The sequence below is a fragment of the Pseudomonas silensiensis genome (assembly GCF_050434865.1).
GTDB lineage: Bacteria > Pseudomonadota > Gammaproteobacteria > Pseudomonadales > Pseudomonadaceae > Aquipseudomonas > Aquipseudomonas fluorescens_W.
Window position 1 is genome coordinate 46,813 of sequence record NZ_JBNDJH010000012.1, and the last position, 20,500, is coordinate 67,312.

General features: G+C 56.0%; 21 protein-coding genes and 1 pseudogene. 5 read left to right on the forward strand and 17 right to left on the reverse strand.

Going from position 1 to position 20,500, the window contains the following annotated elements; genetic code table 11:
- The first annotated feature begins 66 nt into the window (after nt 1–66).
- Together QF010_RS18110 and QF010_RS18115 are read left to right on the forward strand one after the other, a co-directional pair.
- Entirely contained in the window at nt 67–1,002 is a 936-nt protein-coding gene (locus QF010_RS18110) for a CesT family type III secretion system chaperone (RefSeq protein WP_050482858.1), read from the forward strand.
- Between the two features lie 119 nt (nt 1,003–1,121).
- Nucleotides 1,122–2,411 (forward strand): hypothetical protein, encoded by a 1,290-nt coding sequence (locus QF010_RS18115; protein WP_050482859.1) that lies wholly within the window; start codon nt 1,122–1,124, stop codon nt 2,409–2,411.
- On the opposite strand, the gene QF010_RS18120 is transcribed toward QF010_RS18115, so the two are convergent.
- The 13 genes from QF010_RS18120 to QF010_RS18180 all read right to left on the reverse strand — a co-directional run bounded on the left by QF010_RS18120 (nt 2,412) and on the right by QF010_RS18180 (nt 13,049).
- Nucleotides 2,412–2,771, reverse strand: a complete 360-nt coding sequence (locus QF010_RS18120) for a hypothetical protein (protein ID WP_033060858.1) — start codon at nt 2,769–2,771, stop codon at nt 2,412–2,414. It abuts the gene before it with no gap.
- Between the two features lie 5 nt (nt 2,772–2,776).
- Nucleotides 2,777–2,983: an HrpT family type III secretion system protein gene (hrpT, locus tag QF010_RS18125; protein WP_033060860.1), complete on the reverse strand. Its 207-nt coding sequence runs from the start codon at nt 2,981–2,983 to the stop codon at nt 2,777–2,779.
- The gene (gene sctC, locus QF010_RS18130; RefSeq protein WP_033060862.1) at nt 2,980–5,049 is read right to left on the reverse strand and encodes a type III secretion system outer membrane ring subunit SctC; all 2,070 of its coding nucleotides are present in this window, start codon (nt 5,047–5,049) and stop codon (nt 2,980–2,982) included. Before sctC ends, hrpT begins: the two co-directional genes overlap by 4 nt.
- Nucleotide 5,050: 1 nt before the next feature.
- Nucleotides 5,051–5,473, reverse strand: coding sequence for a hypothetical protein (locus QF010_RS18135; protein WP_033060864.1), 423 nt, complete (start codon nt 5,471–5,473; stop codon nt 5,051–5,053).
- A complete protein-coding gene (locus QF010_RS18140; protein ID WP_033060969.1) occupies nt 5,460–5,684 on the reverse strand; it encodes a type III secretion protein in 225 nt (74 codons plus the stop codon). Before QF010_RS18140 ends, QF010_RS18135 begins: the two co-directional genes overlap by 14 nt.
- Before the next feature lie 70 nt (nt 5,685–5,754).
- On the reverse strand, nt 5,755–6,330 hold the full coding sequence (gene sctL, locus QF010_RS18145) for a type III secretion system stator protein SctL (protein ID WP_033060865.1): 576 nt from the start codon (nt 6,328–6,330) through the stop codon (nt 5,755–5,757).
- A 22-nt stretch (nt 6,331–6,352) separates the two neighbouring features.
- On the reverse strand, nt 6,353–6,895 hold the full coding sequence (locus QF010_RS18150; RefSeq protein WP_033060867.1) for a hypothetical protein: 543 nt from the start codon (nt 6,893–6,895) through the stop codon (nt 6,353–6,355).
- Nucleotides 6,892–7,707, reverse strand: a complete 816-nt coding sequence (sctJ, locus tag QF010_RS18155) for a type III secretion system inner membrane ring lipoprotein SctJ (protein ID WP_033060869.1) — start codon at nt 7,705–7,707, stop codon at nt 6,892–6,894. Before sctJ ends, QF010_RS18150 begins: the two co-directional genes overlap by 4 nt.
- Before the next feature lie 8 nt (nt 7,708–7,715).
- Nucleotides 7,716–8,030, reverse strand: a complete 315-nt coding sequence (sctI, locus tag QF010_RS18160) for a type III secretion system inner rod subunit SctI (protein WP_419866203.1) — start codon at nt 8,028–8,030, stop codon at nt 7,716–7,718.
- Nucleotides 8,031–8,511: 481 nt separating this feature from the next.
- Complete coding sequence (locus QF010_RS18165) at nt 8,512–8,835, reverse strand: type III secretion system major pilin HrpA (RefSeq protein WP_033060874.1); 324 nt, start codon at nt 8,833–8,835, stop codon at nt 8,512–8,514.
- 192 nt (nt 8,836–9,027) lie between these two features.
- Entirely contained in the window at nt 9,028–9,930 is a 903-nt protein-coding gene (locus QF010_RS18170) for a sigma 54-interacting transcriptional regulator (protein WP_033060875.1), read from the reverse strand.
- An 83-nt stretch (nt 9,931–10,013) separates the two neighbouring features.
- Nucleotides 10,014–10,874 (reverse strand): sigma 54-interacting transcriptional regulator, encoded by an 861-nt coding sequence (locus tag QF010_RS18175; RefSeq protein ID WP_050482860.1) that lies wholly within the window; start codon nt 10,872–10,874, stop codon nt 10,014–10,016.
- Nucleotides 10,875–11,846: 972 nt separating this feature from the next.
- Nucleotides 11,847–13,049, reverse strand: a complete 1,203-nt coding sequence (locus QF010_RS18180) for a lytic transglycosylase domain-containing protein (protein ID WP_050482861.1) — start codon at nt 13,047–13,049, stop codon at nt 11,847–11,849.
- Nucleotides 13,050–13,324: 275 nt separating this feature from the next.
- Between QF010_RS18180 and tnpA the strand changes: the two genes are divergently transcribed.
- From tnpA to tnpC, 3 genes and pseudogenes are all read left to right on the forward strand, one after another.
- Nucleotides 13,325–13,642: an IS66-like element accessory protein TnpA gene (gene tnpA / locus QF010_RS18185; RefSeq protein ID WP_033060877.1), complete on the forward strand. Its 318-nt coding sequence runs from the start codon at nt 13,325–13,327 to the stop codon at nt 13,640–13,642.
- Nucleotides 13,643–13,653: 11 nt separating this feature from the next.
- On the forward strand, nt 13,654–13,938 hold the full coding sequence (gene tnpB, locus QF010_RS18190) for an IS66 family insertion sequence element accessory protein TnpB (protein WP_156363953.1): 285 nt from the start codon (nt 13,654–13,656) through the stop codon (nt 13,936–13,938).
- Nucleotides 13,935–15,475 (forward strand): annotated as a pseudogene (tnpC, locus tag QF010_RS18195) (IS66 family transposase). The gene tnpB and the pseudogene tnpC overlap by 4 nt, the downstream one beginning before the upstream one ends.
- Before the next feature lie 85 nt (nt 15,476–15,560).
- Here the strand turns inward: tnpC and QF010_RS18200 are convergent.
- The 4 genes from QF010_RS18200 to QF010_RS18215 form a co-directional block, all read right to left on the reverse strand.
- On the reverse strand, nt 15,561–16,274 hold the full coding sequence (locus QF010_RS18200; RefSeq protein ID WP_033060879.1) for a methyltransferase: 714 nt from the start codon (nt 16,272–16,274) through the stop codon (nt 15,561–15,563).
- A 123-nt stretch (nt 16,275–16,397) separates the two neighbouring features.
- The gene (locus tag QF010_RS18205) at nt 16,398–16,568 is read right to left on the reverse strand and encodes a transposase (protein ID WP_050482862.1); all 171 of its coding nucleotides are present in this window, start codon (nt 16,566–16,568) and stop codon (nt 16,398–16,400) included.
- Nucleotides 16,569–16,934: 366 nt separating this feature from the next.
- On the reverse strand, nt 16,935–18,290 hold the full coding sequence (locus QF010_RS18210) for a hypothetical protein (protein ID WP_156363954.1): 1,356 nt from the start codon (nt 18,288–18,290) through the stop codon (nt 16,935–16,937).
- Nucleotides 18,291–18,807: 517 nt separating this feature from the next.
- On the reverse strand, nt 18,808–20,469 hold the full coding sequence (locus tag QF010_RS18215; RefSeq protein WP_082459245.1) for a hypothetical protein: 1,662 nt from the start codon (nt 20,467–20,469) through the stop codon (nt 18,808–18,810).
- Nucleotides 20,470–20,500: the final 31 nt, after the last annotated feature.

The window sequence follows — 20,500 nt, forward strand, 5'->3', positions numbered from 1 at the left end:
CTTCAGTCATGAAACTGTCACCGAAAGGCGGTTAACTGGTTTCAAAACCGCCACGGAAGCCGAACCATGAATTTACCTTTTCGGCCGTCCTTGGACACGCCGGTAAAATCGCCGATCGATCCGCTGGCACGGCCCTGGCTGCAGAGTGCAGCGTTGCATTTGGGGCTCAGCGCCGCAGAGGCAAAAAACTTCGCCAATTGCGGCCTGTTGCAACTGCCTGGCCTGGCCATCCAATTGCAACCCTGGCGCGACGCCCCGCAGCCACAATGGCTGGCACTCGGCTTGCTGTCGCGCCCGAACGATGTGCCACCGTTGCTTTGGAACGAATTGCTGTTGCGCAGTAACTGCGCCATGAGTGCCATAAGCACGTGCGCCGCCGCCATCGACGAACAGGGCCAAGGGCTGCTGCTCAATCGACTCAGCATGCAAGCCTATTCCGATACCGAACAGTTGGGCGAAGCGCTCGCTGTGCTGATTGCTTTAGCCGAGAGCCTGATCGCCGGAGCGACCGCGCTCAGCACCAGACCCACCCATTCCGAGACCCTGGCCGAGCCGCCCTCCACGCCCACCCGGCCAGCGTCCGGCAAGGATGCAATAGCCCACAGCTGGCATCGTTCCTTTCTCGTTCAGGCGTTGCAACACCTGGGCAACACCACGCCGGCTCAGACCATCGACACCATCGGGGTCATTCGTATCGGCAAGCAATCCCTGGAAATCATTGCAGACGGTGACGAGCGTCACCTGCTGATCAGTACCGCTATCAACAGCCCCTTGCATAGCAGCAGCCAACGCACGCTCGCCCTGCGCGCCAACCTGGAGTTGATGACCCTGACCGGCTGCGCGGTAGCGCTTGCACCTCATGGTGCCTGTCTGCAGGCACGGTGGGATTCCAAGGGCTTGGACGGCATTGCCTTGGGCGACTGGCTGGGTGATTTCGCCCAATTGGCAGGCGCTATGGGCAGCCGTCCAGCGGCGTCGTCCGTCACCAGGTCCAGGCTATGAGTGATCGGATACCCCGGCCTCCTGCGGCCACGTTTCACCCATCCTCCATTGAAATGAGCGACCGTGCCGGCCAAGCCTCCGCTCTGGAGCAAGGCCTGCAGCCCCGAGCAAGACCGGGCATGCAAGCGCGTGCCACCCAGGCGTTCGCCGGTTTGAACCAACGCTTTCACCGCGACTACCTCGACCCGACCCTGCAATCGGTCGCCCGCCACAGTGGCCAACTGCGTGATCAAACAGTCCAAATCGGCAGCGCTGCGGGCCGGAGCCTGAAGCACCGCGCGCTGCAAAGCTGGAGCGACAGCGTTGCCAATCTGCCCTCCGGGCGCGCTACCCTGGCAGCGGTCGGCCAAACCTTGCAACAGGTGGCCAACTGCGGCCTGCCCACGCTGGCAGCGGAGGTGGTCTTCATGCACACCTACAGTCTTCTGGCCAACAGCATCGCGCAGAAAAATCCGCAGGCCGCGCTAGGGTTGCAGGCAGTGGTTTCCATGGCGAGCATTGCCAGCCATGTGTACGTGCGTCATCCACGCATGGATCGGCTGGGTGCCGATTCCACGGTGGCGGTGCGCGGCCACTTTGGCTTGAGCACTCAAGACTGGAACGCGAAATCACCCGCAGAGCGCGATACGCTGAGTCACCGACAACAGCAGGACTCACGCAACGTCACACGCAACCAGGTGGTTGCCGAAGTGATGTATCTGGGCATCGCTTCCCTGGGCGCCGCACGAGGCGATGGCGCCCTCAGCGCTCGGGTGATCGCAACCCAATTGCGTCATTTCACGTACGCAGTTTCACGCGAAACCCTGCAGGCCAGCCTCAGCATGACCGGCATCCTTGGTGGTAAAGAAACCAGCGGGGTCAACGAAGACAACATGGCAACCTTGGGCTGGATCTACAGCGCCATGACGCTGGCCATGGGGTTTGTCCAGGACTCAGTTAATCAGGGCATCTTGCCGGCGGGCCAAACCTTATCCAGTCCGGACCTGACCGATGCCCATCAACAGCCCTTGCGGGGTGAGACATTGGCCAAATCGATCTTGTTGCTGGCAGCAACGCGCTCGGGTTTCAACACCCTCGTCTCGATCATGGATGGGCATGTGTCCAGGCATCTGGACGCTGAACAATCGGGTGTTTCGCAGAGTTTCCAGCCCAGCCTTCCTCTCAAGGATTATGGACGCGTACTCGATCAGTCATTGGCCCGCATGAGCTGGAGCAGCCTTGCCAGTGCAGCCAACATGGCTATGGGTGAGCTGGTGGCACGAGATCGTGTGTCACCCATGCTGGCGAGCTTTCTGGGCAATGGGGCCACGGCGGCCGCAATGGGATTGGCCTACCGCACGATCAACCAGACCTTCCAGGCTCATGCCGCGGTGCGCAACGCCGTCGACGACCCTCCGGCGCCGGACTGATCAGAGGCTAATGTCGTTCAAGTGATCGAGACCTACCAGCATCAATTGATGCTGGCGGATATAGTCCAGCGTTACCAGCGAACCCGTCACACCGGGCGCTGCATGCCAGACAACGAAATCGCGTTGCACATCGAGAAACAGGAAATAGTCGCTGAACAACTCCGCCTGCGAGAAACGACGCTGCAAGGCGTCGCGCAACTGCTCGGGCCGCAACGTCCAGCCCTCCAGGTGCAGGGCAATACCCCAATTGTGATGCTCGGCGCGACTGACGAACGTTACGCCAGTGGCCACCGGCCAGACCGCGGACCGCTGTGCCTTGACGTGAGAATAAAAAGCATCCTTTTGTGTAACCTGAATCATGTGACTCAATCCTTTAACTGCACGACGGTGAAATCCAGCTCATGGTCCCGGTCATCCAGGCCCTGACGCATATCCGGTGGCCACCAGATAACCAGCTCGTGATCGGAAGAATCCGGTCGTTTGCAGGCATCCGGCGAACAGCCTGAATGAATAGCGCAGCCCGACAGCACAGCCAGCAGCGCAAAAAAGGTCACGTACAGACGGGTTGTCATTGGCTTACGCTCTTGAGTAGCGAAGGCCTGGCCTTCGTCGCTTGATTTGATACCTGAGGCTGGCGCAACGCGATATACACCTCGCTTTCCTCACCGGGTTGCAGCCAGGCATGTGGCCAGGCACTTACGCCCATGACCCAACGACCACCGCAACGACCTTCGTCGATTCGCAGCGGCTTGAGTGTAGTGTTACGGGCCACCACCACCGCGACGCCCCAATCCTTTTGCGCAAACCATTGTGAACGCTGGCCGTCCAGGGTCAGGCCGTTATTCGGATCGCACAGGCTCTCGGCTGCGAATGGCAACGGCGCACCGGGAGTGAACCCGACGGGCATGACGCCATCGAGCAACTGCGTGAAGACCTGCTCGATATCACCCCGTGTCGGTTGGACAAAGCCATCGCGGCGGGCGGCGATTTTTTTCATTTGGGCATCCAGGTCATGAGGATTACCGTTCTCCACGTAACGCGAAGGATTGACCTGGTCGCCTATCAGGCGCGGCGTGAGGATAAACAGACGTTCACGCTGGGCCAGCTCGCGGTTTCGCGATTGAAACAACAGCTTGCCAAGCCAGGGAATATCCCCAAGTAACGGAATCTTGTTGACCTTGTCGTTGGCCTCCAGTCCATGGAAACCACCAATGACCAGCGAGCCATGTTCGGCGATCACCGCCTGAGTGCTGACATTGCCCTTGCGCACGCTTGGCTGCGCTGCGTTGATTTTCGACATATCAATTTGACCATCCTCGATATCGACGATCAATTGCACTTGGGACCTGCCATTACTGTCAATCGAGCGCGGTATGACCTGCAAGCTGGTGCCCGCAGTAATGGGTTCGATTGTGGCTACCCGCTCCGACGTCGCAGTCAAATATTCGGTGCGGCTGAAGTCGATCACCGCAGGCTGGTTCTCCAGGGTCAGGATCGAAGGGTTACCAATCACCGATGCTGAACCGTTGCCCTCCAGCGCTTTGATATCGGCGGAAAACTTGCCGGCGTCCTGAATGAATAGCGTCGAGTTGCCGCCTTGCAGCAGATCTGCGCCGCCACTCACGCTGCCTGATTTGAAATTCCAACGGCTTGCCAAATCGGCCAATTGATTGCGATCGATATCCAGAATGACCGCGTCGATCTCGATCAGGTTGCGCGGCACATCCAGTTGCTTGACCAGCTCTTTGTACAGCTCTTTGCGCTTGGGCAAGTCATAGATCAGCACTGCGTTGTTGCGCACATCGGCGCTCACTCGAATGCGCGATCTATCCGATTTGGAACCGCTGGATTTTTTACCGCCGCCCCCCAGCACTCGATCCAGCCCTTGTTGCAGGCTACCGGTGTCCAGTCCGCCGTAGGACAGGCCCGTCGAACTAGGCCCGGAGCCCGCGCTACCTTGCGCCTGCATCAAGTTGACGCCATTGATCGATTCGCCACGCGAGCGGCTTTCCAGCAGTTCCTGAAGAATGCTGGCAACCCCGGCCACTGACAGCTGCTGGTCACGGTAACGAATGGTCCGGTCGGCCGCATTGGCATACTTGAGAGGGAACGTCAGGATCACCTGCTTTTCGGCCTTTTCAGGCGCTTCGATTTTCTTGCTGTAGCCGCGCACGAACTCCACGTACTTGGCCGGCCCGCGCACCAACACCACGCCTTCGTCCGGCAAAGCGCCCCAGCCAAATCTAGGGTCGAGCAGGCCGACATCAGTCAAGGCACTCTGCAAGTCATCCACCGCATCGGGTGACACCTCCAGCCGTGCCGAAGTCTGCTGGTTGGTGGGGCTCACATACAGCGTTTCGTTGTAGACGAACCACTGAAAGTGATGTTCCTGTCCGAGGCGATCAAGGAACTCCTGAGGGTTTTGGGCGCGGATACGACCGTCGAGCGTGCCCTCCATAACGGGCATGTCCAGGCCTAATCCGAACTCCTTGGCGAAACTGCCCAAGACCGTCGCCAGGTCAGTCTGCTGCGCATCGTAGGCGTAGGCCGTGTGCGTCCAAGCCTTGGGTACTGCGGCCCACACCGGGGCAATCATTCCTATCAACAACAAAGGCAACCACTTGTAGGCCTTGCGCATTTCACACTCCAGGTTGCCAGGTATTCATTGTCGTGCGCCCCGCCACTGTGCCGCGCCTGGAAGCTTGCAGCAGGCTGAGCATGGCCGCGCGCTGGTTGGCCAGGCTTTCCAGGCAATTCAAGAGATCGGCAGGGCTACACGGATTTGGCAGCCAACTGAGCAGGACCACGCACTGTGTGTCGGGATCAATACCCAGCGCGCCGTCGCAGGCACAGGCAATACTGGCGCCGCCTTGGCTCAGCAAGGCGCTGACCTGTTGCGCATCGCTGCCATCGTAGGGGTCGAGTACGTCGATGCTGCAACGCACGCCCCCCTCGACCGAGGCCAGGCGTGCATTGGCCTCCTCGATCCAGCAATCCAGTGGAATCGCCGGGCGCAACTGACACCAGTGGGCGAGCACCTCGCAAAATTCACTGAAATCCATCGATGATTGCTTTGGTGATGCCGTGCTGGGCGCGCAACCCTTCATTCATCAGAGTCGTCGCGGTGGCGACCTTTTGTGAGGCATCGTTGAATGCCTGCATGTCTTCAGGCGATGCACTTTCCGACGCATCCATCGCGGCGTCGTCCATCTCGTCATGGGCTCGGGCAAACGAGCGATCAAGATGATGTTCCAAGGATTTGAATTCGATCATGTCAAGACGCCCCATCAGAAGGATTCAATACTGTGTGGAACGAAGCGCCCGTACGGTTCCATCATCGACGTCAATCGTCTTGGGGGAGCAGCCCTCGACGCAGGTTTTGCCAATCGATATCGAACGCTCCGTTGACGTGACTCAAGCGCAAGGCATCAATGGGCATCGACGTGTCCCCCTTGAGTTGCCAATGGTCAGCGAAGCGACTTTCGGCCAACCATTCAGCCAAAGGCTCGAGTAATTGCGGGTGACAACTCAGAGTGGCTGCGCGCTCGTCCACCTGATTGGTCGCGAGATTGCGCACCAGCGCACGGATGCGTTCGACCAAGGAGGTTTCGTCCAGCAACCGCCCCAGCGCCAGGTTGAGCAGCTCTTCGGCCGACACCACCGCTTCGTGCCGAGACGCCAGGCGTTGCTCTTCAAGCGATTGCAGAAATCCATTGGCAGTGTCCCAAAACTCGGCTAGCGCCTGATCGAGCACACCTTGGGCGTGCGCCTGCGCTTGGGCCAACAGTTGGTCGGCCTGAAGACGCGCCGTGGCGAGCATTTCATGAGCCAGTTGGGCGTTGGCCAGATCCTCGCGGCGCACTATAGGCTCGGCGAGGACGGGGGCCGAGCTTAGCGAAAGTCGGCGTTTGACTAGCATAGGTGTGATTCCTGCCGCGAGGTCATGGTGCGGCGACCCTCCACAGGATGGCCTGCCACAATGTCTGGAGTTTGTTGTCGGGCATGTCGCCAAACGACTCGGCGACCTCTGCGGGTGGCCACATCAACCGCAGCCGCAACCAACACGCCTGCCCCAGCCAGGCACCGAGCAACGGCCGCACGTCTGTCACCAATGGATCCAGCCAGAGTCCGGGACGCAGTGCCTTGGCCAGCCGTTGGCACCAGAGAGTGTCAAAGTCATCAGTGCGCGGTGACAGATCAAGGGGCGCAAAACAAATCCGCCGCGCCAAAGACAACGCCCGTTCACGCTGTATCGGGCTAAGCGCCAGCCAATGCATCAGATGTTCGCACGGCTCCGGCGGCTGGCTGGGCACTATGCCAACACTGCGCAGAAAGTCGCCGTGTCGGCTTCGCATCAAAGCTTCAAAGTCGTCGGGTGTCAGCCCGCTGGTCGCGGCAAATTGTACCTTCCAGTCGGTATGTGCCCACTGCCATGCCGAACACCACCACCGCACCCATTCTTCGCGATCATCTAGCGATGTCATGTCCGTGCCGGCAGTGTCGAACCTTTGCCAAATCGCTGCCGGATTTGTTGCCGGATTCGCTGCAACAGCGCCTCTCGCCAGTCAGCACGCAAACCCAAAGTCAGCGCCGTGATCAGCAACAACAGCACAATAGGCATCACCCAGGTCACGCCTCTCCAGAAGCCAAGGTTCTTGCTGTCGAGCAGAAAAGGACCGAAATTCACCAGCCGCTCGGTGTCCTGAAATTCAACAGCGGGGACGAACACAATGGAAAGCTTTTTCGAGTCCTGAGATTCCCCGGACATACCCGGAATACTGCTGGCCACCATTTGCCGGATCCGGCCACGCACACTGTCAGGATCAAGCGCCGTCGTATGTTTGATGAACACCGCGGCCGATGCCGGCTGCACCGGCTCACCGGGTGCAATGCGTTCGGGCAATACCACATGAACCCGGGCCACTATCACCCCGTCGATCTGCGACAAGGTCGCTTCCACTTCTTGAGACAGTGCATAGATGTAGCGCGCACGCTCTTCAAGCGGAGTGGAAATCACCCCTTCCTTCTTGAAGATTTCACCCAGACTGGTTCGCGAATGTCTGGGCAGCCCGGCCGCATCAAGCACGCGCACCGCGCGATTGATGTCGCTGGTGGCCACGACAACGGCTACGCCGGTTTTTTCCGAGCGTTTGTGAGCAGCAATATGCTGATCGGCAAGCTTGGCCACCACATCATTGGAGTCTTGCTCGGACAGGCCGCCGAACAGATCAGTCTCATCGCTGCAACCACTGAGTAGCAGAACGCAGAGCAACAGGCTCGTGCCAATAATTTTCACGAAAACCTCTACTGCAGATTGGTCAGCTTATCGATCGCCTGAGCACTCTTGCTCACCACCTTGGTGGTCAAGGCCATTTGCAGCGAGTATTGCGACATCGAGCGGCTCATTTGGGCCATGTCCATCGGGTCGCCGGTGGCCGACATCGCTTTCATGCTGCGCATCGTTTGCTGCGACAGCTTATCGGTGGATTCGAGGCGCTCTGACACCGCCCCCGCAACCTCATCGCTCAGACTGGACGCTGGCGCGTCATCGAAACGCATGGCGGAACTGAAAAGGTCGACATCCGCTTGGGAAGAACTTGTCACCAGACTCTGCTCCATGTCCAGCGACGGGACTTTAACGGCATTGACAGTGGAAATGCTCATATGAACTCTCCGGAAGGCTGTGTCGATTCAGATGCGATAAGGCATCAAGCAAGGGCGTTGCTGCTGGAACCTGGCGTCAGGGACCGATGAGACTGCTGTCTGTGTCTGTGTCTATGTCTGTGTCTGTGGCGCTGCTGAGCAGATCGCGTGGAACAAGCTGAGGCTCCAACCGGAAAACCAGATAGGCCAAACCATTGCCCTGCTCTCCGGAACCGCCCCTGGGTCACCCCAAGGCCTTTTTTTTGCGCAAGGCCACTCAAGAATTGCGCGAGATCCGAGGGATTGTCGCCATCCATTGCAGCAGCGGGCGAGCCCGCACCATTAGCCGCGCGGCTACCGGACAGATCGCAGTCTTATGGAGTGTCAACGTTCAAAAAAACCATGACACCTCCAAGACAAGATGTGTGCCCCCTTGCAAAGCAAAGGGGGGGAAACATCAGTAGTTGATGCCTGTCGCGTTCTTCGCTAGCGCACTCAGTTCCTTGTTAGTAGTATCCATTTGCATGGAGTTGATAGCGTTCATTGTCGACTGCTGTTGGTTCGCAATGGTCGCGTCAGACATCAACTTGGTCATTTCCGCACCGTTCTTATCTTGGTCCCTATTGGCTTCGCGCTGAGCATCCACGGACTTAGCGGTTCCGGCGGAGCGGGTTAACTCCGCTTGCGTTTCGACAGTCCCTGCGACGTTAGCGGCGCCCTTAGAGACGCTGCCGACCTGCTGGAGGAAGGTGCTCGCGATGGTAGTTGGAGTGATAGCCATGATAATTCCCTTGATTGAAAGCCCGCATTATTGCGTGGTGAGGATAGGTGGTCCCGACGGGCTTTTCGGTTCCGTCCCGTAGCGGATTAAAAAATCGAGTTAAACGGCAGACGAGTGAAAACCTTGCCAAAAATGCTCAGGGATCTACGAAGGGCTATTTGCGAACACTAACGAGAGACCTATGGATACGACTTAAACGTCAAGGTCCTTCATGCGGTGATAGAGGGTACGCCGGGGGATACCTAGTTCTTGACTGACCGCCTCGATGCTATTTTTATGTCGCCTGAGTGACTCCTGAATCAACACCTTTTCGATCGCCCGCAATTGAGACTTGAGACCGGAAGAGTAGTAGTAGTCATCGATTTGATCGATACCTAACAAGTCAAATCCCAGCACGAAACGTTTCGCCGCTGATTTCAACTCGCGAATGTTGCCAGGCCAGTTATGGTTCTGCAGGACCTGACACAAGACAGGACTCATGCTTTTGGCATCATGACCCAATTCCTGCGCTAAGGCTGCGACGAACCGACTGAACAAAGGAACGATTCTGGCCGGGTGTTCGCGCAAGGCGGGCAAGTGCAGGGTAAAGACATTAATGCGAAAATACAGGTCGCGACGAAACATCCCCAACTCCACCAGCTCATCGAGCTTACGCTGCGAGGAAGCGATCACGCATAGGTCGAGGTGGATTGCCGTCGTGGAGCCCAAGCGCTCCAGGCTGCGGGTTTCAAGCACTCTGAGCAGCTTGGCCTGTAGACTTAATGGCATGCTGTCGATTTCGTCGAGATACAGTGTGCCACCCTGAGCCGCCTCGATGTATCCCATGCGTGAACTGTCAGCCCCGGTATAGGCGCCGCTGACCACACCAAACAGCTCGCTTTCGGCGAGAGATTCAGGGATAGCAGCGCTGTTCATCGCCACCAACCGGCCCTTTCTTCCAGACAAGGTATGGATTCGCATAGCGAGGGTGTCCTTGCCAGTCCCGGTTTCTCCCCAGAGCAGCACATCAATACCCAACTGCGAAATATTCTGGGCAATGCTCTCGAGGTTAGGCCCGTCGTTATCTTCGTACCGTTGATAATCGAATATATCCATCCACGACCTCTAATGCACTGGAGTTGCCAGAGGACGGCAATTCGCTACGTCAAGAATGAAACCAGGGTGCAGGCGGTGCGGACTCAAACGCCCAATTCCTTCATGCGGTGATACAAGGTGCGTCTTGGAAGATCGAGTTCCTGACCTACCGCCTCGAGGCTGTGCTTGTGCCGTTTGAGCGCATCCTCGATCAACATTTTCTCGATCACCTTCAACTGCGTCCTCAGGCCAGACACTGGAACTTGCTTCTCGATCAGATGAGCTCCCAATATCGGGAAGCCGAGCACATAACGTTTTGCGGCGGACTTCAGCTCACGGATATTGCCGGACCAGTCATGACTCAGCAGCACCTGTACCATGTGGCTGTCCAGCACCGGAACTGGCCGTTCGAAGTGAGCGGCCACGGAATGGGTGAATTGGTCGAACAGGGGCAAAATCTGCTCGCGACGCTTGCGCAAGGCGGGCAACTGGATCGTCAGCACATTGAGCCGAAAAAACAGATCGCGTCGGAAAAGTCCCTGTTCCACCAATTCATCCAATGGCCGTTGCGCCGAAGCGATCACGCGAAAATCCAAGGGTACGAAGGTGGTCGAACCCAAGCGTTCAATGCCACGTGTTTCAAGGATGCGCAGCAGCTTGGCCTGCAAGGCCAATGGCATGCTGTCAATTTCATCGAGATACAGCGTACCGCCCTGCGCCGCCTCGATGTAGCCCATTCTTGAGCGGTTGACCCCGGTATAGGCCCCGTTCACAACGCCGAAGAGCTGACTTTCAGCAAGTGTTTCAGGGATCGCGGCACAGTTTATGCCCACGTAAGAACCTTTCCGATCAGACAAGTGGTGAATATGTTTGGCCAGGGAATCCTTGCCGGTCCCCGTTTCCCCACACAAGAGCAAATCCAGTTTTACATGTGCGGCGCTCATCGCAATTTGATGAACATCCATTGCAGTTGTGTCGCCCTGCAACTCCAGGGTGCTTACAACGATTCCCTCTTTCATCGAAATTTCTCGCGTTGGGCAAGCCGGACTATTAATAGCATGCTTATCAATGGCAGTAATATCTAATTTTAGTTCAATGGCGTCAGGAGTTCACATATCACGAGCATGGCATCACTTTGACACCATCCCGAGGTATTTAAGTTGAACGCTTATTCAAGTTAATTTTCAGAATCAGCATAAACATCTAATTTATTAAATTATATTCTCCTTTAAAAACAATGATTTATCAAAACAAATAAACAGCCCATACAATTATCACAATACCCGGATCAAATTCATTTTACCTCCTACACTGGAGGAGCTACCGACAACTACAATTCAGCTAAAAACTTATATCAATGCCTTATAAATTCTGCTTAAACAGAGTCAGTTTCACGACCAAGGCAAAATAAAAACCAGAGCGTAACGCTCGATGATTTACGGATCCTTAGTTACCTAAATTCAATTTTTTCCGCAACAACCAACGCTGACTTACAAGGCATCCATTAGCTACTCACCAACACTTTCTTGCTCATATTTTTATTTCAAACGTTTAGCTCAAATAGTTCCTTCTGTTCCATTCAACTCACTGCTGAATCCAATACCTGTCTGCTTGTCCCGTGTCAGCGAGGGGCTGCACGCCTTGGCTTCCGCCCCCCCGTGACAGCGACCTGGCGACTTTCAGATTTTTAACACGCAACTACGCTCTTTAAATTTTCCAGATCAGGTTACTGGTAGGCGGCAAAAATATTCACAGCCATTTATTGGGAAGCCCCTGGGCCTAAAGGAACTATTGTGAACATAATCGAATATTGAAATCCGTATGATCATGTGTCTTAGCAATGTTACAACCACCCGCCACTGCATCAAGATAGCCATCCTTTGCTTGGATCCAGTTTTCGCTCAAAAAGTTGGTGTAAGAAAGACTCGAAAAAAAGCTCAGGGCGTCTGGCGAACGGAATAGACGACCACCGCCACAGCTGCTTTCGAAGCATTCGGCCTGTCGTATCTTGGCGTTTTTGCTGCAACTGCAGGTCGCTTTTGAAGGGGCATCAACGGCTTCGTTTGCACACTGGCAACCGGTCTATCCATCTGCTTTTGCGGAAAGTGTTGAAGCGCCAGGTCCTCGTCATAAATTTTTGCCAAACTGACGGACAATGTCTGTGCTTTCGCTCGGGGTACCAGCAAATATGCAGGACCATCGAGCGTTACATTCTTGAGAAACGCTGGGTTAAGCCCCAATAGTTCGGCTTCCTCGATCCCGGCATCGACAGCGACTTTCGCCAGGTCCACCGGATGGCTGAGTTCGACCACCTCGAAATAAGGCTCGTTGGCTACCGGACTCAACTTTATGCCATAGGCTTGCGGCTCTCTCACCAGTAGTGACAACGCCAGGAACCGGGGCACATACGCCTGAGTTTCCCGAGGAAGCGTCAGGTGCCAATAGTCGATCGGCAGGCCCCTTTTCTGATTCCATGCAATGGCGCGACTGACGGTCCCTTCACCAGAGTTGTATGCAGCCAGTGCCAACAGCCAGTCACCACCGAACCGATCGTGCAGGCGCGTCAGGTAGTCCATGGCCGCATTGCTGGAGGCCAGAATGTCTCGTCGGCCGTCATACCACCCAGTTTGATACAGATTGAAATCCCGTCCGGTCGAGGGGATGAATTGCCAAAGCCCTACCGCCTCGCGGTTTGAATTGGCCATGGGATTGTAGGCACTTTCAATAATGGGCAGCAGCGCCAGCTCGGGTGGCATCTTGCGCTCATCAAGACGCTGTGCGATGAAGTGAATATAGCGGCTTGCGCGACCGCTGGCGCCCCCCAGGAAAGACGGATTACTGATGAACCAGTCACGCTGCTGCTCGATCCTGAGGTTAGTTCCGTTGTTATCCAGTAACGTGAACCCTTGGCCCAAACGCGCCCATAGATCTTGCGTGGGATCGCCCGTAAAAGCGCTCGGGTTCAAACCGGCGACGGGCCTAATGCCTGTGAGTACCCGGGGAAACCGCATACTGCCGTGGTCGTCCATGCGGCCTATGGATTGGCAACCCGCGCACAGAGCACTCAGCGTGAGGGCGAGTACCTGCATCGAGCGCAAAATTTTCTCGCAATCCATCACGTGGGGTAAATGCGGCAGCATCGGAGTCGTCGTCCTAGAGGGTTCCCTCATGGGTGTCCAAAACGTCGAGCGGGTTCCGTTGATGGTTGGATGATTTAGACGGTTGAGGCGATAGCTACCAGAAAAAACGCCAACATCTCCCACCAACACAAATCCGTCTTGTGTGCGAATGGCTTTTTGCGGATACACAACAGTATCCCTCCGGCCAAGTCATCTATCCAGCCCTGTAAATCCAAGACATGGTGTGCACTTAAATTTAAGTGGGCACCAGTTCTAGCCTTTTAAGCGGGTATTTCATGCAGCCACAACGCCGTTCCTACTCCAAATCCTTCAAAGTCCAAGTCATTCAAGATTGCGCCCAGCCCGGTGCCTCGATTGCCAGCGTCGCGCTGAGCCATAGCCTCAACGCGAACCTTGTCCACAAATGGATTCGGGTGCAAACACAAAAAAACACGGAGCTGCAACTTGCTTTTATTCCCTTACCCATGCGGCTAGCCGGAGCAAATTCGCAAGCTGCGTCATCGAATATCTGCGTTGAAATCCCGCACCCGCGTGGCGCTGTCAAAGTGAACTGGCCGACCGATGGCGCGGCCGCCTGCGCGACCTTCCTTTGAGATCTGTTGCGATGATTCGCATCGACGCCATCTGGCTCGCCACCGACCCCATGGACATGCGCGCCGGTACTGAAACCGCGCTGGCGCGGGTGGTTGCCGTGTTCGGTGCGGCGCAGCCGCACTGCGCTTATCTGTTTGCCAACCGCCGCGCCAATCGCATGAAAGTGCTGGTGCACGACGGGTTGGGTATAGTGCGATTTCCATCGTATAACGCCTGCCATGACCAGCCAGGCCGTGCAATTGTCCGATCAGCCTGTCGTCGGTTTTCGCATACTCTGGCAAAATCGGCGGAATAACTTCGCTGCCCAATCTCGACCACTTAAGCCCTGAACAACTGCGCGCTCTGGCAGCGCAGTTGATGCCGCGTGTGGAAAGTCTCGATTAGACAGTCGAGACAATGAGCAAGCAAATCCACCACCACAAAACGGTCAACGAGAAACTGGCCCACGAGATCGCGCAGCTCAAGCGGTTGCAGTTTGCCAAGCGTAACGAACATTTAAATCCGCAGTAGGCCAGCTTGCTGGACGATTTGATCGATATCGCGGCGATTGAGGCTGAGCTCCAGGCATTGCAAACATCTCCACCTGCGACCGAGAAAAAGCAAAGGGCTAAGCGCACGGCGTTGTCGCCGGAGCTCCCACGCACGCTGATCCACCACGAACCGGACAACACTCACTGACTTTGCGGCTGCGCACTCAAGCATATCGGTGAAGACGTCAGCGAAAAACTGGGCTACACGCTTTGCGTTTTTACCGTCGAGCGCCATGTCCTTGGCAAGTGGGTCTGTGATGAGTGCGAAACACTGATCCAGGCACCGGTGCCGGCGCGGGTCATCGACAAGGGCATCCTGTCCGCAAGGCTGCTGGCGCACGTCATGATTGCGAAGTATGCCGACCATTTGCCTCCCTACCGTCAAGAGTCGATTTTTGATCGAGCCGGTTTGTCCATCCCACGTTCAACCTTGGCTCAATGGGTTGGCGTGAGCGGTGTGCAGTTGCAGCCGTTTGTCGACGCACTGCGTGACGTGGTGCTCGGGCAGCATGTTATCCACCCCGACGAAACGCCGGTGCAGATGCTCACGCCGGGCGCAAAGAAAACCCATCGCGCGTATGTCTGGGCCTACGCCACCAGCCAGTTCTCGGACTTGGCGGCGGTTGTTACGACTTCAGACCCAGCCGTGCCGGAGAGCATGCACGCAACTTCCCGCAAGACTGGAAAGGCAAGTTGGTCTGCGACGATTTTGGTGGTTACAAGGCCAGCTTTGAACTCGGCGTGACCGAGATCGGCTGCATGGCCCATGCGCGGCGCAAGTTCTTCGAATTGCATGCCACCAACAAGAGCCAGCTCGCCGAACAGGCCTTGCGCTACATCCAGTTGCTGTACGAAATCGAACGTGAAGTCCGCGACCTTGAACCGGATTTACGCCGCCGAATACGGCAAGAAAAAGCGGTACCGGTGATGGATGCTCTGCATACCTGGATGATCGCGCAGCGCCAGATCGTGCACGACGGCTCGGCGATAAGTAAAGCTCTGGATTACAGCCTCAAACGCTGGACGGCGCTGTCGCGCTATCTCGATGACGGTGCTGTGCCCATTGATAATAACTGGGCAGAGAACCAGATTCGGCCGTGGGCGTTGGGTCGCGAAAATTGGCTCTTTGCAGGATCACTACGCAGCGGTAAACGCGCGGCGGCGATCATGAGTTTGATCCAGTCGGCGCGGCTCAGCGGGCATGATCCGTATGCTTATTTGAAGGACGTCCTCACGCGCCTGCCGACGCAGCGGGCGAGTGAGATTGCGGAGCTGCTGCCACACAGGTGGCAACCGGTTTAGTTGCGCAAGATGGGATGCCTGGACGTACATGTATCGCAAATTGTAATTCCGTCGATAAGCAGGAGATAACAATCTAGTGTTTCGCTCAATGCTTCGATCGAGCGCTGACTATCCAGCGTGAGACCTCCGACTGCATTGAAAATGAAGACGAGATGATCTTATATCGATAACTTCCCAATCCACTTAACAACGCCTCGCGATTCATCAGGTTGGACGCCATAAAATAAATACGACCCTTTGAAGTCAAGTGCTGTGTCGCCTCAGTTAGAAAACGAGTCAGCAAATCGCCATTGGGGTCACATAATGCGATTTCAGCTTCGTGCTCTACAGTTTTGTCGAATAAAGGCGGATTAAATAGGATAGTGTCGAAGCGCATGCCTTTCAGATTTGAGAATAAATCACTCAATATCACTCTCCCCGGTATACCAATACGGCGGAGATTTTCAGTTGTGCTCGAGATTGAGGCATTTGAAATATCGGCCAGAACCAGATCCATCCCTTGGCAATAGAGAGAGATCCCGACAAAACCACTGCCACACCCCAAGTCCAACACGGTTCTCCCAATGTTTTCGCTCAAAAGTGCATCGACCAAAAGGCTGGAGGATAGTCCGATCCCGGGATGGTACACATTAGACGGAAGAAATAGCTCGACGCCGCCGATTGAGGCGGCAGGTTGCGGCTTGGCTAGATTGGCAACGTGTTGCGCATGGCTCGAAAACGCGCTCAGCCCGATTTCAATCCATTCCATTGGAAAAACTTGGGTATAGATTTTTGTCGATTCAATTGTATCTTCGTGCATTGCCAACTCCCTGGTCTGTATTGATCCAAGGTGAGTGGTAACAAATCCGTTGGGGTTCCAATAACTCAACTGACTACCGCCGTTTGGCAAACCAAAATAGCGAGTTGGCCGCGCCCACCCCGTCTATTGCAGCATGGCGGCCTGCTGATCGCGGTAAAGCGGTAGCCACCAGCGAACGACATTGGCGTTGATACCATGCCTCATCGCAATGGCCGCCACGGAAACACCGGGCTGCTCGCACCCTTGGACGACTTGGGTCTTGAAGGATTTCGGGTAGGACTTACGTTGGCGCATAGCGATCCTGGCGTTAAGGGTAATTGCGTCCGCTTAAAATACGCGGACACAATCGCCCTTATCGGCCGGGCGAGGAAGGTGTGTTCCCCGGCCCCTTACACACAACACGATTGGGCGCCAAGAGAATCTTGTGTTCGTCGAAAGCCGGAGCTTCCCCAATTCCAAGGTTTTGCCTATCAAATATGACGCCTTTGGCTTTTTTTCGGTGCAGTACCCACTGACAACTATCGGCCAGAAGTCCGATTGCGAAGGGCCATGGATGACTGAAAGCCGGCTCTTACCGGAAACTTCTCGATCAACGAATTTTTCCTGATCGTAGGGGCACGCGCGGAAAGCGCGCCCCTCCTGACTGGCCCTCGGTTCAGTTCATTCTTCCCCAACCTGCGACCCTGTTGCCGCGGGCTGTTGCAGTTCTGTTGCTTCCAGCAGCAGTTTCCGCCGCAGCTTCCCGATGCGATTTGGATTTGCCCCCAACCCGGCGGTACTCAGTGCGTCTTCGACTTCATTGGTGCTTTTCAGCGTGCCGTCGAACTTGACCAGCTGCGTCCGGATCTGATCATCCGACGGCGCCGGTCGCTTTAACATACCTCTTTCTGCCTGCATCAGCTCGGTCATACGGTTTGAACTTACCCCCACTCCGGTGGCACGCAGTGCTGTTAGGGCTTCTTCCACGCTTCTTGGCGTGTCGTCCAGATTTTTCAGCTGCGCCTTGACCTGATCATCCGTCGCCGTCGGCAGGTGCCGTACACCTCTTATTGCCTGCATCATCGGGGTCATGCGAGCTAAACCTGCCCCCAATCCGCGGGCATGCAGTGCGGCTGTGACTTCGGCATTAGTTCTTATCGTGCCGTCTGGATTTCTTAGCTCCTTCTGGAGCTGATCATCCGACGCCGACGCAAACGGTCGGACAACGTTTACTTTCCGCAGCTGCGTGGTGATGCGAGATGTACTTGACGACAATCCGGAGGCTCTCAGTACGCTTCCGACTTCTCGTCCGGATCTCACCTTGCCATGCTTATTTCTCAGCTGCGCCTCGATCTGTGCGTCCGTCGCCGACTTCTTATTGGTGGCAGGAGCTTGGGGAGCGCCGGATAAGGGGGCTGCAGCAGCTAACGAGGAGCCCGTCCTCGCCACGGCCGAGAATTGTGCCCGAGCGTCACGTAAGGCGTACTGACTAGCGGCGGGAGAGCTGAAGGCAGTCCGTACTGGAGAGCCAGGACCCGACGCGACTTCCCTCGTAGACAAGGAACCTTGTTCTCCTAGCGCTAGTGCTGGCGTAGCAGGTGGCTCAAAACTGGCATCGCAATAGATATGCCCTTTCAGATCAGCAATGATCACCCGATTCAGGTTCAAGGACTGATCAAGGGCACAGGTAACCCGCATCTGCTCGGGCAGGTCCCGCGGCAAATGTAGGGGTGAAAAATAATCCTTCGCGCCGATGGCATAGGTGAGGATGAGGTTGTCATTTAAATGTTCAATCGGCTCTTTGGGGGTTTCGGGATGAAACGCACCGTGAAGAATGCGTTGTTCAACCTCAGAAAGCGCCGTCATCACTTTACCGGTATGGAAGGTGAGGTTTGCGACACTTACAGAAGGTGGCAGCGTCACGGGTACGGGCTGAGAGGACGGGCGTGCTTGCGAAGGAATGGCTGTACGGTCATCAGCTGATAGGCTGTGGGCGTTCTGGGGCGGAATTGATGAGAGGCGTGTAGTAGAAAGCATGGGTTAATCTCGCTCAGAGTAGAGGATGGCCAAGGGCAAGTCTTTACCATCGGTGGCCGGTGAGTGGTGTCGGCCGAACGTTAAGTTTCATGACGGTTGGATAAAGCTGTGACGGAATAAGCACTGCTGGGGTGCGGTCATCATGGAAAGTGGGCCGCCGGTGAACGCGAGGGCCCTGCCCCGCTCAGAAATTCAGGCGGAATAGGGTAAGCCTGGAGTGCCGTCGGAAACGGCAGGCGAACCGCAAGAAACGCTGTGGGTGCTGCGGGCAGTGGGGTTGCCGATTTAACATAGCGAGTCACACGTTAAGCCGCATGCCAGCTATATAGATAGGCAGGTTGTGGATATGTGTAATCCTGCTCCGTTGCTCCCCAAGGACCTCGTTTTTCGTCGTCTAATTTGATTTATCTGCATAGCTTGCTCGGCATAAATGCAGTAGAAGGGCGTCCGCGAACCAAGAAATCAAGCCGATACCCAACTGACTGAGTCAGCAAAACCGGCCCCTGCAAGCGACAGATCAGGGCAGTGCAGTGGAGTCATAATGAATCTCGGCCTGGTCATGGAGCTGGGCAAAAAAGTGACGTGGAACCATTATCTGTGGCCTGAACAAGCCATTGACCAAGCTGTTGATATCCTCGTTGTAGAGCATTGTCTTCGCTACCTGGGGCGGGACATACTCGCGCAGCGTACTGACGATGTGCAAGCCGATACCTTCGAGAATGTGCGGGCCGTGAAAAGCCGACTCGTCGGCGCTGAAGAAGCGATTATTGAGACGTTCGACTACCGCCTCCTCCTGTTCAGAGGGGTCATCATCCGGGTCAGTTCGAAAGTGATTCATGATGGCGTCAAAACGCTCATACGCCGAAGGTGGTAATCCCAAAAAAGGGTCCACCAAGGTCATGACACCGGTCTTGACGAACGCAGGATGGTTTAGGTCAAAGCGCATCATCCGATCACCAAAGCGACTTCGACCCTTTTGCGGCTCGTGCCCAGACTCCAGCGAGAAGTAAACTTGATCATCACCACCCACTTCAGAAATATCCTCGCCGGTGGAGTGCATCTCCTTGAAGGAGATATTGCGCTCTTGAAGCTTGACCCTGGAAAACAACGAAACGCTGCCATCGGGCCGGTCAATGGGCACGTCATGGGTGGTGACGTGGGTGGCAAAGAATGGCTGACTCAAGAGCTTCGACATAAATGCACGCTCGTGCTGTTCCAGAGGCCATAGGGTGGCTTTGACTTCGTTGATATTTCTTAACGAAATCTCTTTGAAGTTACTGACGCGCTCGTCCTGGCCCCACACCGGGCCAGCAGCCAACATCGCCGCTTGACTCTTTAACGCAGGCACTTCCCTGAATTTATCTGTGAACGTGTTTAACGGATTCAATAACACTGTGAATGTGGGCTGATGACTGCCCATGACGGCTCCCGCCGCACCACGAAGGTTGCCCTGGCGATCCATTTCGAAAGTGATGAACTGGTTGGCGTTGTCGATATTGGCAATGAACGATATCGCCCGGTAACCCTGGTGAAGGTTATCGCTGACCACCGTCTTGGGCTCGGCAAGCAATGCTTGCAGAAGGTTGGGTTGTAGTTCAGGGTCGAGCCTCTTGCGCAACGGGCCCACATGGAACTGCTGGCCCGCCACATGTACCGACAACGGCAAACGACTTTCGTGGATCGATGCCGGATCAGAAGCCTGCGCCCCCCTTGACCGCGAGTTTTGGGCAACGTCACTGTCGGGAGAAGAGCTACTTCTTGGGTGTTTCCCCAGGGACTGGGCGGATAGATCGCGGGCATCGATTTCAACCAGCGTCTTGCCTCCCCTATCACGCACGGCCAGTTTGGTGATGTTTTGTCCGTCGTGTTCATACACCGCGTGATGAGCGCTGCCCAACCCCGCAGCGAACTCGAAGGTGCCACCGTTCGGTTGCTGGGTTTGCCTCATGATCGGTTCCTGGGCAACCAGGGCCCGCGCGGCCTTTTCCAACATCAGCCCCTGGTCAGGCGAAAACCGTCCCTTGCCCGCGCTCACCCATCTGTTGGAAATACCCACCGCCCGCCCCTGGCTGCGCACAAAGGTAGGCACAGCATCGTTATCCGCGTGTTTTTCATCCACGGGTATGGCCAGCGAAGTCGACGCAGCCGACAGGTGCGAAATGTTGAGCGAAGGAATCATAAGCGTAGGCTTACCAGGACGAAGGGAGATG

What these genes read in the sequence shown, in the direction of transcription:
- QF010_RS18110 (WP_050482858.1), top strand. Translation starts at nt 67, where the DNA reads ATGAATTTACCTTTTCGGCCGTCCTTGGACACGCCGGTAAAATCGCCG.
- QF010_RS18115 (WP_050482859.1), top strand. Translation starts at nt 1,122, where the DNA reads ATGCAAGCGCGTGCCACCCAGGCGTTCGCCGGTTTGAACCAACGCTTT.
- QF010_RS18120 (WP_033060858.1), bottom strand. Translation starts at nt 2,771, where the DNA reads ATGATTCAGGTTACACAAAAGGATGCTTTTTATTCTCACGTCAAGGCA.
- hrpT (WP_033060860.1), bottom strand. Translation starts at nt 2,983, where the DNA reads ATGACAACCCGTCTGTACGTGACCTTTTTTGCGCTGCTGGCTGTGCTG.
- sctC (WP_033060862.1), bottom strand. Translation starts at nt 5,049, where the DNA reads ATGCGCAAGGCCTACAAGTGGTTGCCTTTGTTGTTGATAGGAATGATT.
- QF010_RS18135 (WP_033060864.1), bottom strand. Translation starts at nt 5,473, where the DNA reads ATGGATTTCAGTGAATTTTGCGAGGTGCTCGCCCACTGGTGTCAGTTG.
- QF010_RS18140 (WP_033060969.1), bottom strand. Translation starts at nt 5,684, where the DNA reads ATGATCGAATTCAAATCCTTGGAACATCATCTTGATCGCTCGTTTGCC.
- sctL (WP_033060865.1), bottom strand. Translation starts at nt 6,330, where the DNA reads ATGCTAGTCAAACGCCGACTTTCGCTAAGCTCGGCCCCCGTCCTCGCC.
- QF010_RS18150 (WP_033060867.1), bottom strand. Translation starts at nt 6,895, where the DNA reads ATGACATCGCTAGATGATCGCGAAGAATGGGTGCGGTGGTGGTGTTCG.
- sctI (WP_419866203.1), bottom strand. Translation starts at nt 8,030, where the DNA reads ATGGAGCAGAGTCTGGTGACAAGTTCTTCCCAAGCGGATGTCGACCTT.
- QF010_RS18165 (WP_033060874.1), bottom strand. Translation starts at nt 8,835, where the DNA reads ATGGCTATCACTCCAACTACCATCGCGAGCACCTTCCTCCAGCAGGTC.
- QF010_RS18170 (WP_033060875.1), bottom strand. Translation starts at nt 9,930, where the DNA reads ATGGATATATTCGATTATCAACGGTACGAAGATAACGACGGGCCTAAC.
- QF010_RS18175 (WP_050482860.1), bottom strand. Translation starts at nt 10,874, where the DNA reads ATGGATGTTCATCAAATTGCGATGAGCGCCGCACATGTAAAACTGGAT.
- QF010_RS18180 (WP_050482861.1), bottom strand. Translation starts at nt 13,049, where the DNA reads ATGCTGCCGCATTTACCCCACGTGATGGATTGCGAGAAAATTTTGCGC.
- tnpA (WP_033060877.1), top strand. Translation starts at nt 13,325, where the DNA reads ATGCAGCCACAACGCCGTTCCTACTCCAAATCCTTCAAAGTCCAAGTC.
- tnpB (WP_156363953.1), top strand. Translation starts at nt 13,654, where the DNA reads ATGATTCGCATCGACGCCATCTGGCTCGCCACCGACCCCATGGACATG.
- QF010_RS18200 (WP_033060879.1), bottom strand. Translation starts at nt 16,274, where the DNA reads ATGCACGAAGATACAATTGAATCGACAAAAATCTATACCCAAGTTTTT.
- QF010_RS18205 (WP_050482862.1), bottom strand. Translation starts at nt 16,568, where the DNA reads ATGCGCCAACGTAAGTCCTACCCGAAATCCTTCAAGACCCAAGTCGTC.
- QF010_RS18210 (WP_156363954.1), bottom strand. Translation starts at nt 18,290, where the DNA reads ATGCTTTCTACTACACGCCTCTCATCAATTCCGCCCCAGAACGCCCAC.
- QF010_RS18215 (WP_082459245.1), bottom strand. Translation starts at nt 20,469, where the DNA reads ATGATTCCTTCGCTCAACATTTCGCACCTGTCGGCTGCGTCGACTTCG.